Annotated in this window: 12 protein-coding genes; 4 read left to right on the forward strand and 8 right to left on the reverse strand. The window is 55.8% G+C overall.

Annotated features, from left to right (window positions below):
• Window positions 1-96: 96 nt before the first annotated feature.
• On the reverse strand, window positions 97-1311 hold the full coding sequence (locus tag EJ361_RS13965) for a FecR family protein (protein WP_126246249.1): 1215 nt from the start codon (window positions 1309-1311) through the stop codon (window positions 97-99).
• 77 nt (window positions 1312-1388) lie between these two features.
• Window positions 1389-1982: an RNA polymerase sigma factor gene (locus EJ361_RS13970; RefSeq protein WP_164714234.1), complete on the reverse strand. Its 594-nt coding sequence runs from the start codon at window positions 1980-1982 to the stop codon at window positions 1389-1391.
• Window positions 1983-2127: 145 nt separating this feature from the next.
• Between EJ361_RS13970 and EJ361_RS13975 the strand changes: the two genes are divergently transcribed.
• A complete protein-coding gene (locus tag EJ361_RS13975; RefSeq protein WP_240646633.1) occupies window positions 2128-2865 on the forward strand; it encodes a DUF481 domain-containing protein in 738 nt (245 codons plus the stop codon).
• On the opposite strand, the gene xth is transcribed toward EJ361_RS13975, so the two are convergent.
• Window positions 2862-3635: an exodeoxyribonuclease III gene (gene xth / locus EJ361_RS13980; protein WP_126246251.1), complete on the reverse strand. Its 774-nt coding sequence runs from the start codon at window positions 3633-3635 to the stop codon at window positions 2862-2864. The two genes, EJ361_RS13975 and xth, sit on opposite strands and share 4 nt — an antisense overlap.
• A gap of 257 nt (window positions 3636-3892) precedes the next feature.
• Here xth and EJ361_RS13985 point away from each other — a divergent pair, with 257 nt between their 5' ends.
• Complete coding sequence (locus EJ361_RS13985; RefSeq protein WP_126246252.1) at window positions 3893-4342, forward strand: hypothetical protein; 450 nt, start codon at window positions 3893-3895, stop codon at window positions 4340-4342.
• A 153-nt stretch (window positions 4343-4495) separates the two neighbouring features.
• A complete protein-coding gene (locus tag EJ361_RS13990) occupies window positions 4496-5131 on the forward strand; it encodes a response regulator (protein WP_126246253.1) in 636 nt (211 codons plus the stop codon).
• A gap of 51 nt (window positions 5132-5182) precedes the next feature.
• On the opposite strand, the gene EJ361_RS13995 is transcribed toward EJ361_RS13990, so the two are convergent.
• From EJ361_RS13995 to EJ361_RS26015, 5 genes are all read right to left on the reverse strand, one after another.
• Window positions 5183-7345: a chitobiase/beta-hexosaminidase C-terminal domain-containing protein gene (locus tag EJ361_RS13995; protein WP_126246254.1), complete on the reverse strand. Its 2163-nt coding sequence runs from the start codon at window positions 7343-7345 to the stop codon at window positions 5183-5185.
• Window positions 7345-8370 carry an NHL repeat-containing protein gene (locus tag EJ361_RS14000; RefSeq protein ID WP_126246255.1) on the reverse strand — a complete coding sequence of 342 codons (1026 nt, stop codon included), beginning with the start codon at window positions 8368-8370 and terminating at the stop codon, window positions 7345-7347. Before EJ361_RS14000 ends, EJ361_RS13995 begins: the two co-directional genes overlap by 1 nt.
• 10 nt (window positions 8371-8380) lie before the next feature.
• Window positions 8381-9835, reverse strand: coding sequence for a DUF1501 domain-containing protein (locus EJ361_RS14005; protein ID WP_126246256.1), 1455 nt, complete (start codon window positions 9833-9835; stop codon window positions 8381-8383).
• Window positions 9836-9856: 21 nt separating this feature from the next.
• Window positions 9857-12169 (reverse strand): PSD1 and planctomycete cytochrome C domain-containing protein, encoded by a 2313-nt coding sequence (locus EJ361_RS14010; RefSeq protein WP_126246257.1) that lies wholly within the window; start codon window positions 12167-12169, stop codon window positions 9857-9859.
• Between the two features lie 829 nt (window positions 12170-12998).
• Entirely contained in the window at window positions 12999-13121 is a 123-nt protein-coding gene (locus EJ361_RS26015; RefSeq protein ID WP_262707076.1) for a hypothetical protein, read from the reverse strand.
• 231 nt (window positions 13122-13352) lie between these two features.
• Here EJ361_RS26015 and EJ361_RS14015 point away from each other — a divergent pair, with 231 nt between their 5' ends.
• A complete protein-coding gene (locus tag EJ361_RS14015; protein WP_126246258.1) occupies window positions 13353-14654 on the forward strand; it encodes a hemolysin family protein in 1302 nt (433 codons plus the stop codon).
• Window positions 14655-14710 lie beyond the last annotated feature (56 nt).

Genomic DNA, 14710 nt, shown 5'->3' on the forward strand with positions numbered 1-14710 from the left:
CTCCATTCAGATCAACCGAACTATCAGCCGGGAGTGTTCGAGCACTTCCGGTTTCGTTTGGGCTGATCCGTTATCCTGATTGTCGTTGATCTGCTTTTAAGGTAATACCACCAGTTTTCTTCCTTCCAGCCTGAAATGTACTTTCGACTTTTCCAGCATGACCAGCAAACCTGCCAGCGGAATATCCTTCGTCATTTTACCATCGAACGCGATGTCGGGGATACCATTTTCATATATTACTTCGATATCGTACCACCGTTCCAGTTGCTTCATCACTTCTTCCAGCGTGGCGCCTTCGAAGTTGAACAGCCCGTTCTTCCAGGCCATCGTTTTATTGATGTCGGCATTGTTGAGCACGGTAATGCCGGCGTTGCGGGACATCGCCGCCTGCTGCCCGGGGGCTATCACGCCCGAGGCCGCGCCGCGATACGAATTGTCGGGGAAGGCCGTTACCTTGACGCGCCCTTCCAGCAAGGTTGTCCTGTAAGTATTTTCGTTTTCATACGCATTCACGTTGAAATGCGTCCCCAGCACCTCGATTTCCATATCGTCCCCCACGCGCACGCGGAAGGGCATCCCCGCGTTTTTCGCCACTTCGAAATAAGCCTCCCCGTGGATGTCTACCCGGCGCTCTTTCCCGATGAACGCCGTGGGGAAGCGGATGGAGCTGGCCGAATTGAGCCAGACCTTCGTGCCGTCGGGCAAAGTGAGCTGGTACTGGCGGCCCTTGGGCGTGGTCATGGTATTGAATTCCGGTTCGTCGGGCGTAGCGGCGGTTTTGTCGTATGCCAGTTCCCCGTTTTTCAACACCACGTCCGCCCCGCTCTGATGCGCCACCATCCCGTTTTCCAGGCTGTCGAGCACGATGTTCCGTCCGTTGGCGAGGGTAAGCACGGCGCCGTTCCGGCCGGGCGGGAAATCTTGCGCAATGGCAGACGGGCTGCGGTTTTGCGTACCGTCATTCGCGAAACGCTTCAGCAGCAGGAAGCTGGAAGCGGCGAGCAGGACTACTGCCGCCGCCCAGCCCCATTTGCGGATGGAAGGTAACCGGCGAGCGGCCGGGTTGGTTTTTGATGCTATTTGTAATGATGGTTTGTCGGCGATCAATACCTGATGGAACAGGGGCCACAGCTTTTCATCGAAAGGCGCCAGGTCGGGGGAATCTTCCAGCAGCGACGCGGCCACTTCCTGGTACAGCTCCCTGTTTTCCTCCGTCAGCGCTTCGTTGATGAACGTTTGCCGTTCGGCATCGCTCAGGGTGTTTTGCATGTACCCCTGGATGAGATAAGCCATGTCTTCCTTGTTCATCATCGGTGATGGCAGTTTAAGGTGTCTGTATATAAGAGTCGGGAGAAAGCAGTGGTGTAATGCCGGGAAGCGAATTTTTTTTAAAAAAGTATCCAGGCCAGCCAGAAGATCTTCCCGGCCTGGAGGAGATAGGTCCTGATGTGGGCCAGGACGGCGCTGATGGTATTTCTTACATGACCGCGGGACAGGTTGAGTTTCCGGGCGATCTGGTCGGAGTTGAGGCCTTCTTCGCGGCTGAGGCGGTAAATTTGCCGTTGCTGCGGGGTGAGGGTGGCGAGGGCTTGCTGGATAACGGCCTGGATCTCCTTGAAATTCAGGTGATGCTCTGCCCCGGGCTCGGGAGAAGGGTAGCCGGCGGCTTCCGCGGTTTGCGACGTCATCTGGGCATACCAGGCTTTCTGGCGCGCCAGGTGCCGGAAGCATTGGTGGGTGGTCACGGTTTTCAGCCAGGCGGTAAGGTTGGCGACTTCGGGCAGCTTGTCGCGGTACGTCCATATCTGGATGAATACGTCCTGCAACGCTTCCAGCCGGCTGTTGTCGTCTTTGACGAGGCGATGGATCCAGTGCTGCAAAAGCGGGCTCCATTGTCGGAAAAACCGGGCAAAAGCATGCTCGTCGCCCTCTGCTACGAGCAAAAGCAGTTCCTTGTCATTATAATTTTGGTTGATCGGCAAGTGTTGGCTAGTTACGCGATGCAAACTATAATAAAAATGAATAGGTCGATAGTATGGGGCAGGAACTTTTTCGGGGGAGTGGCGCCTCCGCCTGCGGCTGCGTCGAAATTCGATCAACAGGCACGTTAATTGCGGCAGCAGGAAGATGAAAAAGACGGGCTTGATAATTTTCTGGATGATGTGGCTGGCTTTGCAGGCCGGCGCGCAATTTTCTGATTCTACGCATTATTTTGTCAAATATGCCTCCACCGGGTCGGTCAACCGGACGCAGGACGCAAAATCGTTCCTGCTGAACAACTGGCTGGCGTTCAAGATCAGTAAGCGGAAAATGGTGCTGAACGCGGATGCGGGTTATATTTACGGCCGCCAGGATGCGTCGAAGACCAACAGCGATTTTACGGCTTCGCTCAATTTTAACTGGTACCAGGGAGCCGACCGGCGTTTCTATTACTGGGGGCTCACGAGCTATCTCAAAAGTTATTCCCTCAAGGTGAACGACCAGTTCCAGGGCGGCCTGGGCGCGGCGTATGATGTGGTCAGCCGGCCCGTGGCGCTCGTCAACCTCAGCAACGGGATACTTTTCGAGAACAATGATCTGTTGATGAAAGATACCATCCCCGACGTGTACCACACATTCCGCAATTCCCTGCGGCTGTATTACAAATTCACCATCAGCAAAATCGTGGTACTGGAAGGGTCGCATTTCTACCAGCAATCGTTCCGGTATATCGACGATCACATCCTCAAAAGCACGAATTCCCTTTCCATCAAACTGCGGTCGTGGCTGTCGATCACGGCGGCGATGCACTACAACAAGATCAACCGCACGGAACGGGAGAACCTGTTCATGAATTACGGTTTAACGATGGAGAAGTATTTTTAGCTTTTCAGTTCGATCCACACGGGTGCATGATCGCTGGATTTCTCCCAGCCGCGCACGTTCTTATCGACTCCCGCGCTTTTCAGCCGTCCGGCGATGGAAGGGCTCAGCAGGAAATGATCGATCCGCAGGCCGGCATTTCTGCCGAATGCATCGCGGAAATAATCCCAGAAAGTATAAATGGTATCGTCGGGATAGAGGGTGCGCAGCGCGTCCGTCCAGCCCTGGGAAATCACTTTTTCATAAGCCGCGCGGGTTTCGGGGCGGAAGAGCGCATCGTCTACCCAGCGTTCCGGTTTATATACGTCGCGGCCTGTGGGGATCACATTATAATCTCCCGCCAGCACCACGGGTTTCCCCGAATCGATGTGCTGTTTCGTATGCTGGGCGAACCGTTCGAACCAGCCCAGCTTGTAGTCGAACTTGGGGCCCGGCGCAGGGTTGCCGTTGGGCAGGTAAAGGCATCCGAGCGTAATGCCGCCCACTTCCGCCTCAATATATCTGCTATGCAGGTCTTCAGGGTCGCCAGGCAGTATGCGCGTCACTTCCACCGGCAAACCATGCCGGGAAAGGATGGCGACGCCGTTCCAGCTTTTCTGTCCATGCCAGATGGCTTCGTAACCGGCGTCGTTGATCGCCTGCAGGGGGAATTTTTCATCGGGGGCCTTCAGCTCCTGGAGGCACACATAATCCGGCCGGCTTTCTTCCAGCCAGCGCAGCAGCACGGGCAGGCGGCCATTCACGCCGTTCACGTTGTAAGTGGCAATTTTCATCCTCCGAAGATAGGGTTTTCAGGAATGGAATATTACCGCCGTACATGCGATTTTAACCATTGGGCCGGTCCTTTTTCGGGGACCGGCTTTTCCGTTCCCCAAGTAAGCCATATCCTGGAAATAGGAGGGTGAAAAGCACTGTTTACCGGTATTGACAGGGGTAGGATGCGGGGCTACCTTTGCGTTATTCCTCACATTTTAACGCTGAAAAAGTAATGGAAACGAAAAGAACAAAACGCATTTTATCCGGGCTGTGCTTGTTGGCAATGACTGCTTTTGTGTCTACCGGCTGCGGTGGTAAAGACGACGATCCCGCACCCGGCACCAGGAAAATGAATATGAAAGTCACCATTTCGGTGGTGGGGCTGGAAGCCAGCGACAACGTATATTTCCAGATCGGCGCCGCCAACCACGACGCCAGCCAGTACGGCGCGCCCGTATGGAAAATGAACGGGACCACCCAGGGCAACACCCACATGATCGAACTGAAGGAACAGCAGTTCCTCGGCAGCACCAAAACATACGTGCTGGAAACCGTAAAGGCGTTCGATTTCGGTTCCCTGAACTTCGATTACTCCAACCAGGGCGCTCCTTTAACGGTGAGCTACAAAGTGGAGATCGACGGTAAGGTGAAAACGAACGTGCAGAACAAGGTAGTGCCTGCCGGCGGAACAGACGATCAGAGCCTGACTTACAAACCGGAATAAACGGAAAGACCAGCCAATTGCAACGCAGCATTTTCAGGGAAAACGCACGCAAGTGCGTTTTCCGCTTTACAGGCGGTTGCCGCCCATTGTTTGTTAAATGCCCAAACATCGATAATTTTATCCTTCCACATTCAAGGAACAACAACTGATCGCATGGCGGAAAACGGAAAAATACTGGCGGTGGTAGACGATCATCCCATCCTGGCAGACGGGTTGCGCTCGCTGCTGATGGAACATGGCGGATTTGAAGACGTCCGCAGTTTCAATTCCGGGAAGGATTTCATGCAGTTCCTCGCTGCCAACGAAGTAGACACCGTTCTGCTCGACATCGCCCTGCAGGATGCCAATGGGGTCGAGCTTTGCAGGGAAATCAAGCTGTTGTCGCCCGGAACGATCGTATTGGGGCTGAGCAGCCAGGCGGAACGGGGTGTGGTATTGCAGATGATCGCCAACGGGGCCGGCGGGTATGTGTTGAAAAGCGCCGCTACCGGCGAGCTCATCGAATGTATCCGCGAAGCGCAGGCCGGTTGCGTGGTTTTTTGCAGCGATGTGAAAAGGGTACTGGCCAAAGCGCCCGCCCATCCGCAACGCACGCTGCCCTCGCTCACCAATCGCGAAAAGCAGATGCTGGAATTGCTGTCTGAAGGCAAAACCACGCCCGTGATCGCTTCCGAGCTACAGCTGAGCCGGCTTACGGTCGATACCTACCGTAAAAATCTCCTCCAGAAATTCGAAGTGAAAAACATCGCCGAGCTGCTGGTGCTCGTGGTGCGGGAAGGATTATTGTAGCGCACGGCCCGGGGCCATGCGCTACTTACCGGATAGTTGTGCCCGTAAAAATCAGTTGAACATCAATTCATCGATGAAAGCCCAACCATGGCGGCCCTTGCCGGGATGCCACACGGGTATCTTGCCCAGCGGTCTCATAACGATCTTCACACATGATACTTCCGCTTCCGGGAAATCGCAGTTATACGTAACCGGCGCCACAGGATCGCCCTGTTTTGCGGCGGGCAACGATGTTTTGCGGAGCAGCCGCAGGTTGTTTTTATCCTTTCCGCCCCAGACTTCGATCTGCTCCGGGGGGAAGATATATGCATCCTGGTGCCGGAAGGTGCTGAACGATACCTGTTTCAGCGGTATCGCCTTTTCGAACCGGACCACTGCCTCCAGCGGGTGGTTGACGTAGCCGAGCCACTTGCCGTCGCTGTAATTGAAAGTGCCTTTCTCGGCATCGTTGAGCGTTTTGGCGCCGTTGCCGGTGTATTGCCCTTCCGGCTGGTTGATGAGCGTGATGCTATCTGGCCGGTAGGTGGATTTGCTGAAGGAATATTGCACGGGATCGCTCACGTTCCAGCCTTTTTTGCAGGCGATGGCGCGGATCACGGTGCTTTCGGTGAGGCGGATGCTGTCTTTGAAAACGGGGGAATTGATGCTGTCGGGAGCCGAACCGTCTGTCGTATACCGGATTTCCACGCCTTTCACGCGGTGTTTCATCACCAGTTGCATGTCGTTTTTGAAGATAGCGGTGGTATTGACGATTTCGGGCTGGTTAAGCTTGAGTTGTTCCTGCCCTTCGCTGATAAATCCGCTCACCAGTTCCACGCCGGGGAAGGCCGACTGGATTTTTTGCATATCGGTGGATGATATCCCTGTGTTCCAGGCAAAAATTTTGTCCAGTTTGGGCGCTTTTTTCAAAGCCAGCAGCTGTTGCGCCGCCACGGGCGTTCCCGCCACGGAAAGTTTTTGCAGATGTGGCAGTTTGGCCAGTTCGCCCAGGGTTTTACCGGTGATCTGCGTGAACCCGAGGTTGAGGACCCGCAGCTCGCGGAACTGCGCCAGCAGCGCCAGGTCTTCGTCTTTAACGGGCATCTTCTGCAGGTGCATTTCCGTCAGCTGTTCCTTGAGCGGCAGCAGTTCCTTCACCGACGCGATCTCGAACTTATCCCGGTTATACCAGTTGGCCACCAGCGGCGCCGCATAGAGCGCCACGGGGTACACCACGCGGTAGTTGTTGTTCAGTTTGGCGACGAGTTTTTCGTCGGCATGGGGCAAATCCAGCTGTTCGGTGCCGCCGGGAGGCGTGAGGCGCGCGGCGGCGAGCTGGTACAGCGTATCCTGCGGCGGGAGGGATTTCACTTTCCCATCGAACTTCGCACCGTTTTGTATCCAGTGATGGAGGATGGCGATCTCCGCTTCCGTCAACTGCGGTTTACCGGCAGGCGGCATGTGTTTTTTGTCGGCATCCGGGAGATGCAGGCGCAGCATGAGCAGGCTCGCCGCGGGATCGCCGGAGATGAACAGCTCGCCGGTTTTGCCGCCGGCCATCATTTGCACGGAATCTTTCATGGACAGGCCGCCTTTCGCTTTGCCGGGATTATGGCAACTCATGCAATTTTCTTCCAGGATGGGCTGCACCACATGTGCGAACAATTCCGCCTGGTCGATGGGTACTGCCGGCCGCACGAACGCAGGCGTCACCGGCGCCAGCACGAAGTTTTCGCCGTGGGTGACAACGGCCCCGAAGTGCCCCGTCACCATGAGCAAAACTATCATCCCGAGCGAAATCCCCCGGTTCCCCCAACCCTTCAGACTATTCCGTAACCAGTAAAGGGCGGAAGCCGTCCACAACAGCAGGGCGCCGCCCCATTTGTGCCAGAACAGCGGCCCTTCGGCCGAATAACCCTCTTCCCTCGACAAAAACAATCCCATCATCACGGTTACGGCTGCACTGAGCGCGCCCAGCAGCAACATCACCGCGGTCACCTGGTTTCTCCAGGCCGCCGCTTCCGGGTTGCGCATGGGTACGAACGGCAGCACCGCGCCGATCAGCAGGAGCACGATCGGGAAATGCAATACCAGCGGATGCATGCGCCCCGCCACCTGGAGCCACGAGGGCACGGCGAGCCGGTCGCCCGCCAGGAGCAGTACCAAAACGAATATGTTACAGGCCAGCAGCAGGCTTCCACCGATGCTTTGCCATTTTGTGCTTTGTTGGTTCATCAGACTCTGCTGAGTTTATAGGGATATACTTTTCCGGACGCCCATTGCGCCACATACAGGTTCTCGTCGTTGTCCACACACACGTCGTGCGGATGCACGAAGATCTTTTCCGCCTGCTGCATGGTCTGGAGCTTGCCGTCTGCATAGTTCGGTTCCGTACCGCCGATGTTCGACACCACTTTGTTGTTTTTGTCGAGGATCGTCACGAAACCGCTGGCTTCCTTGCCCATTTCCGGTGAACGGAGCACTGCGGCGTACAGATGATCGCCTTTGATAACAGGCCGGCAAACGCAGGCGCCGGGCAGGGAAATCACTTCCATGAGCTGGCCGTCCATGCTGAACCGCTTAAAGCAATTGCGCGTGCGGTCGGTGACCAGTAAGGTAGGCGCCCCGTTCCGGCGATCGATGCAAATGCCATGGGCATTGTCGAGATGGGCGTCGCCTTCACCGCGGCCGCCGAAGATGTTCAACAGCTTGCCGCTGCGGTCGAACCGGGAAATGTATTGCGCGCCGTAGCCGTCTGCGATGTAAATATCTCCGTTCTCCGCCACCGTGGTTTCCGTGGGCACGAACGCCTCTTTTTTATCGTATTTCCCGCTTTCCTTCGGATAATCGATCGTCAGCAGCACTTTCCCGTTGAGCGTGGTTTTGTAGACCTGGTGCAGATCCGTGTCGGTGATGAGCAGGAATTCTTCCCCGTTTTCCTTCGCCAGCGTGAGGCCGTGCGCACCCGGGAATTGTGTTCCCCAGCTTTGCAGCAGTTTCCCGGATTTGTTGAAGATGAGGACGTTGTTTTTCGTCTCGTTCGTGAGCAAAATGATCCTTCCCTTTGCGTCCTGCACCATTTCGTGGCAGTCTTTCACGGGGAAGCGGGACACGTCGGCCTTTGCCCACTTTTCGTCGAGCGTGAACCGCATGTTGTTATGCCCGTAAACGGGGCCTTTCGGCCGGGCAAAGAGATCGCGGGAGATGTAGAACCCGGCAGTGGTGAGCGCCGCGGCGCGGATGAATTTTCTTCTTTCCATGTTTCGGTATTTAGGCCATCAGTCCGGGAATGACTTGTCCCGCAACGTCTGTGAGCCGGTAACGGCGTCCCTGGTGTTTGAATGTGAGTTTTTCGTGGTCGAGGCCCATGAGGTGCAGCACGGTAGCGTGGAAGTCGTGCACGTGCACGGGATCTTTGACGATATTGTACCCGAACTCGTCGGTTTCCCCGTAAACGATGCCGGGCTTCACGCCGCCGCCGGCCATCCAGATGGAGAAGCAGCGGGGGTGATGGTCGCGGCCGTAATTGTCGGCCGTCATTTTCCCCTGGCAATAATTCGTGCGCCCGAATTCGCCGCCCCAGATCACGAGGGTTTCATCGAGCAGCCCGCGTTGTTTGAGATCGGTGATGAGCGCTGCGGACGCGCGGTCCACATCCTTCGCCTGCCCGGCCATTTCGTTGGGCAGGTTCCCGTGCTGGTCCCAACCCTGGTGATACAGCTGGATGAAGCGCACGCCGCTTTCGGAAAGTTTCCGGGCCAGCAGGCAGTTGGCGGCGAAGGTGCCGGGCACCATGCACTCCGGTCCGTACATTTTGAGGATATCGTCCGGCTCGCGCGAAAGGTCGGTCAGTTCGGGAACGGCCGTCTGCATGCGATATGCCATTTCATATTGCTGGATCTTGGTGCTGATTTCAGGATCTCCGAATTCCTTGTACGATTTATCGTTCAGCGCCGCCAGCTGATCGAGCATTTGCCGGCGGTTGGTGGAATCGATGCCTTCGGGATTGTTGAGGTACAGCACGGGGCTATCGCCGCTGCTGAACTGTACGCCCTGGTGGATGCTGTCGAGGAACCCGTTGCTCCAGAGTTTGGAGTACACGCCCTGGCCGTTGCCTTTCCCGCGCGACAGCAGCACGCAGAATGCCGGGAGGTTTTTGTTCTCGCTACCCAAACCATAACTCATCCACGATCCGAAACTCGCCCGGTTGCCTTGCTGGGCGCCGGTCTGGAAGAATGTAAGCGCCGGGTCGTGGTTGATGGCCTCGGTGAACAGGGAGCGTACGATGCAGATATCGTCGACGATCCCCGCGGTGTGCGGGAAGAGGTCGCTGATCCAGGCGCGGGCCTGGCCATATTGCTGGAAGTCGAAATGGGAGCCTACGAGGGGGAACGACGACTGGCCGGCCGTCATGCCCGTCAGTCTTTGTCCCATGCGGATAGAAGCGGGGAGCTCCTGGCCCATCATTTCGCGGAGTTTCGGTTTGTAGTCGAAGCTTTCGAGTTGCGAGGGCGCGCCGTTCTGGAACAGGTAGATGACCCGTTTGGCTTTTGGCGCGAAGTGCGGCATCCCCGGCACAAAGGCCGCTTCTTCCGGTGTGCGGCTGCCGAACAGGTCGGGGATGAGGAGCGAGCCGAGGGCCACGCTGCCAACGCCGAGGCTAAGATTCGACAGGAATTTGCGGCGGTTCATGTTCAGGTGCCGCTCGATGAATTCATTTTTCATGGCGCGTATTTTTACCGGGGATCAGGTTTTAGATAAAGTTTCTTCCAGGTTGTAAATAGTGGTGATGACCTGCATCATGGCGGCCCAGGAGGAGGCATCGAGCCCCTTGGCCATGGGGAATTCGCCATGCCGGAGGAGTTTTTCCGCTTCGGCGGGCTTGCTTTTGAACCAGGCCTGCTGTTGCGCGTAATATTTCGACAGGATGTCTACCTCGGCTGCTTCCGGCGTGCGGCAAACGATGGAGCGGAACGCCTGGCGGATGTTCTTTTCCGTATCGCCGCCCTTTTGCAGGAGTTTCCCGGCAAATACCCGCGAGGCTTCCAGTACCGTTGGGTCGTTGAGCATGATGAGCGCCTGCAGCGGCGTATTGGTGGCGGAGCGTTTCACTTCGCACTGGTCGCGGTTACTGGCGTCGAAGATCATCATGGACGGGGGTGGGACGGTCCTTTTGATGAACGTGTACAATCCGCGGCGGTACAGGCTTTCGCCATGGTCCTGCCGGTAAGTGGCCAGCGATCCCCGGCCGGAAGTGGCCAGTTCCCACAAGCCCGCGGGCTGGTAAGGTTTCACGCTGGGGCCGCCGATGGTGTGGACGAGCATCCCGCTGGAAGCCAGCACCAGGTCGCGCACCGTTTCCGCAGGCAGGCGGAACCGCGGCCCGCGGGAAAGGTAAATATTGTCAGGATCTGCTTCCAGCTTGTCTTTCGTGATATTAGCCGATTGGCGGTAAGTGGCGGTCATGACCATTTGTTTCATCAGTCGCTTCACGTCCCATCCATGCTGCATAAAATCTACCGCCAGCCAGTCGAGCAGTTGCGGGTGGCTGGGCAGCTCGCCCTGCATCCCGAAATCGCCCGTGCTTTTCACGATCCCTTTTCCGAACACCTGTTGCCACATCTGATTGACGAAAACGCGGGCCGTGAGGGGATTTTTCGCATCGAAGAGCCAGGTGGCCAGTCCTAACCGGTTCGGCGGCAGGGCGGCCGAATTGAATGGCATGATGGAAGCCGGCGTGCCGGGTTTCACCTCGATGGTCGGGTTGTCGAACACCCCGCGGCCAAGAATGTAGGATTTGCGCACGGAGTCCTGCTCGCCCATGATGGATACGATGAGGCGGTTGGTATCCTGCCGGTTGATGAACCGGAGCGCGCCTTCCATGTCTTCGCGGGTGATTTCCATGAAGGGCTTCTTGGCGTAGGTTTCCGGTCCGCCGACTACGGATTCCAGGCCTACTTCCTTCACGTTGTTGAAGAAGGCATATAGCTCGTAATATTCTTTCTGGGAGAAGGGGTCGTATTTATGGTCGTGGCACTGGGCGCACTCCATGGTGACGCCGATGAGGCTTTTGCTGAAGGTGTTGGCGCGGTCTATCACGTACGAAACGCGGTATTCTTCATCGATGACGCCGCCTTCTTCGGTGATTTTATGGTTGCGGTTGAACCCCGAGGCCAGGAGCTGTTCGCGGCCGCCGCCGGGCATCATGTCGCCGGCGAGTTGCCAGGTCACGAAATCCTTGTAGGGGAGGTTTTTATTGAATGCGTAGATCACCCAATCGCGCCAGGGCCACATGGAGCGGTAGTTATCGTCCTGGTAACCGTGGGAATCGGCGTATCGGGCCACGTCCATCCAGTGGACGGCCATTTTCTCGCCATAGGCGCTGTCTGCCAGCAGTTCGTCTACCATTTTCTCGTATCCGCGCTCGCTGGTGTCTTTGGCAAAGCGTTCCATGCGGTCGGCGGTGGGCGGGAGGCCGGTGAGGTCGAGGCTGAGGCGTTTGAGGAGTCGTTCGCGGTCGGCCACGGGATTGGGCTGGAGGCCTTTTTCTTCCATCCTTGCCAGCACGAACCGGTCGATCTCATTGCGCGCCCATCCGTCGCCGTTTTTGGGGACGGCGGGCATTGCGGGGGGAACGAAGGCCCAGTGGGGCTTATATTTCGCGCCTTGTTTGATCCATTTTTCGATGAGTTTGATCTCGAAGGCGGTGAGCGTCATGTTGGAAGCCGGCGGCGGCATGCGCTGGGTGCTGTCTTCGGTCGTAATGCGCAGGAAAACGGCCGATTTCATGGGGCTCCCGGGCACGAGGGCGTGCATCCCCGGAGATTCCTTCAGGGCTTTGTAGGCACTGTCGGCCACGTCGAGCCGGAGGCCGGCTTCGCGCTTGTTGGCATCGGGGCCGTGGCAGGCGAAACACCTGTCCGACAAAATCGGCCGGATATGGAAATTATAATCCACGGAATCCGGCATAACTTCGGCGGTACGGTGTGACCCGCTATCGTTGCAGGAAGTAAAAACGGCGAGTGCGCCGAATGCGAAAATTAAATAACGTTGGAACATGGTACGGACATGCAAGATTTCATTGTTCACAAATAACGATCACTACTTTACGTGGCTATTAATGGTGTCTGGTTCGCCCCCGGGGCGCTGCTTATCTTTGACGCGATATTGATAATAGATAACGCAATATTTGCAACTATTTTAACGCGATTCTACTTTTGATTGACTGTTGAGTGTGAATTTAACATTTATTTTTCAAAATTCACTGAAATTGTAGCCCGTGGTTGCTTTGGGACCGTTGCTCGGTCCCCGACTGCCGCTCCGGGCGGGTTGGAGCGGTAGGATCGTGACGATAAAATTAAATCTTATTGTGCGGAAATCCGGGGAATTATGACTACCGGTTTTTCGCTGATTTTCCGGGAATTCGTTAACGGCGATGCTGTTTCGACCGGTATGATCAGGCATACATATTCGCTGACATATTCCCGTGTTTTCGGGGTCGGAATTATGCCGCGCCAGACCTCCGGCCCCTAATGGTTCATCCGTTGATTTCCCCGACCTGGCCGTTTTATCTGCACCAAACATAATTACCCGTGCGATACCGCCATTTTGCCGGCCGATAGGATAGGTCGGGCCCGTAATTTTGCATAGGTGAACCCAGATAGCGGCAGTAATCGGCAGTATGAACGGTAACTTATATTGTCCATACATAACAAACGCTGCTTTACGTGGCAGGATAATGATATTGATATTGCCTCCCGGCGCCACTTGTCATTGACGCAATATTGATTATTTCCGAACCTGTTTTTGCAATGATTTTATCGCTATTCAGCTTTTGATGGAACAGTGGTGTAAGCATGGAAATTCTGACCCGTGTCAGATATGTGGTTTACAACATGCGTTCGATCTTTTCGATCAACAAACGGGAATTCTGCGTATCGATCAGCACATTGCTTTTTTCGTCCAGCACGAGATAGCGCGGCACGCCGCTGAAGACCAGTTGCGTCACCATGGGCCCCTTTGGCCGGAACTCCGGAGGGAAAATGAACTGTCGGCTTCTAATATATATCTTTTTCGCTTACCTGGCGAAAGACAGCCATTATGCAGCAATTGCGGCGCATTTCAAATCGGGTTTCATCGACAATTTCGTGGAAGGGGAAAGTATATTCTTTTGCAGTTGGTAAGCCCCTTGCATGGCGCCCCACATTACCCTATCTTTATATCTTCACCATTTTAACAAGTAATGGCTTTTGACATCCTGCTTACATTATTCCTCGTATTACTCAACGGTTTCTTCGTAGCGGCGGAATTCGCCATCGTAAAAGTCCGTTCTTCCCAGATAGAAGTCAGTTCCGGCCGCAGCGCCGCCGTGTCGGGCATCGCCAAAAGCATCGTCAATAACCTCGACGGCTACCTTGCCGCCACGCAACTCGGCATCACCCTCGCTTCGCTCGGCCTCGGCTGGGTCGGCGAAGATGTGATGACGACGCTGATCCTTTCGGCGTTCAATAGCCTGGGCCTGCACATCGAGCCGGCCACCGCGCACAACATCGCATTGCCCATCGCTTTCCTCTGCATCACCGTGCTGCACATCGTGTTCGGTGAACTGGCGCCCAAATCCCTCGCCATCCGCAAACCCGTTCCCACCACGTTTGCCGTGGCCGTACCGCTGAAAATCTTCTACGCCGTATTCCGCCCGTTCATCTGGGTGCTCAACGGCTTCGCCAACGCCATCCTGAAAATCATCGGCATCAGGCCCATTCACGAACATGGCGACATCCACTCGGAAGAGGAACTGAAAGTCATCATCGCCGAAAGCCACCAGGGCGGCGTGATCGAAGAAACGGAAAAAGCCCTCATCCAGAACGTTTTCAGCCTCGGCGACCGGCAGGCTTCCACGCTCATGACGCCCCGAAACGAGCTCGTATGGCTCAATGTCAACGATGCGGCAGACGTTAACCGGAAAAAAATCCTGTCCAACAAACACACCCTCTACCCCCTCACCAACGGCGACCTCGACACCGTGTACGGGTTCGTGTATTCGAAAGACCTGCTGAGCGACAGCCTCTCAAATTCCCTCCAGCGCCTGGAATCCTTCAAGAAGAAACTCCTCCTCATCACCACGCATAACCGTACCTACCAGATCCTCGACCTCTTCCGCAAGGAAAAAGTATACCAGGCTATGGTGGTAGACGAATTCGGCGCCGTGAAAGGCATGATCACCATCAACGATATCGTGGACGCGCTGGTGGGCGATATTTCGGAAACGAACGAATTCGAATATGAAATGAAACGGCAGGACGATGGTGCCATCCTCGCCGACGCGCAAATCCCTTTCGTGGAGTTCCTCGAAAGGATGCATATCCCCATCGACCAGAAAAAAATAAACCTCGAGAACTTCGCCACCCTCGGCGGTTTCATCCTCGATCGCCTGGGGAGGATCCCGGCTGCAGGCGACAGTATCCAATGGCGCGGGCTGCGGTTCGAAGTAAAGCAGATGGACCAGCACCGCATCGTCAAAGTGGAAGTGCGCGACGTAGCGTAGCAAACCTACTTTTCATAAAAGGAAAAGCCCACCATGCGGTGGGCTTTTTTCATATT

This window comes from Chitinophaga rhizosphaerae (assembly GCF_003958645.1).
Lineage (GTDB): Bacteria > Bacteroidota > Bacteroidia > Chitinophagales > Chitinophagaceae > Chitinophaga > Chitinophaga rhizosphaerae.

What these genes read in the sequence shown, in the direction of transcription:
- EJ361_RS13990 (WP_126246253.1), top strand. Translation starts at nt 4,496, where the DNA reads ATGGCGGAAAACGGAAAAATACTGGCGGTGGTAGACGATCATCCCATC.
- EJ361_RS13965 (WP_126246249.1), bottom strand. Translation starts at nt 1,311, where the DNA reads ATGATGAACAAGGAAGACATGGCTTATCTCATCCAGGGGTACATGCAA.
- EJ361_RS13995 (WP_126246254.1), bottom strand. Translation starts at nt 7,345, where the DNA reads ATGAACCAACAAAGCACAAAATGGCAAAGCATCGGTGGAAGCCTGCTG.
- EJ361_RS13975 (WP_240646633.1), top strand. Translation starts at nt 2,128, where the DNA reads ATGAAAAAGACGGGCTTGATAATTTTCTGGATGATGTGGCTGGCTTTG.
- EJ361_RS14015 (WP_126246258.1), top strand. Translation starts at nt 13,353, where the DNA reads ATGGCTTTTGACATCCTGCTTACATTATTCCTCGTATTACTCAACGGT.
- EJ361_RS14000 (WP_126246255.1), bottom strand. Translation starts at nt 8,370, where the DNA reads ATGGAAAGAAGAAAATTCATCCGCGCCGCGGCGCTCACCACTGCCGGG.
- EJ361_RS14005 (WP_126246256.1), bottom strand. Translation starts at nt 9,835, where the DNA reads ATGAAAAATGAATTCATCGAGCGGCACCTGAACATGAACCGCCGCAAA.
- EJ361_RS14010 (WP_126246257.1), bottom strand. Translation starts at nt 12,169, where the DNA reads ATGTTCCAACGTTATTTAATTTTCGCATTCGGCGCACTCGCCGTTTTT.
- xth (WP_126246251.1), bottom strand. Translation starts at nt 3,635, where the DNA reads ATGAAAATTGCCACTTACAACGTGAACGGCGTGAATGGCCGCCTGCCC.
- EJ361_RS26015 (WP_262707076.1), bottom strand. Translation starts at nt 13,121, where the DNA reads ATGGTGACGCAACTGGTCTTCAGCGGCGTGCCGCGCTATCTCGTGCTG.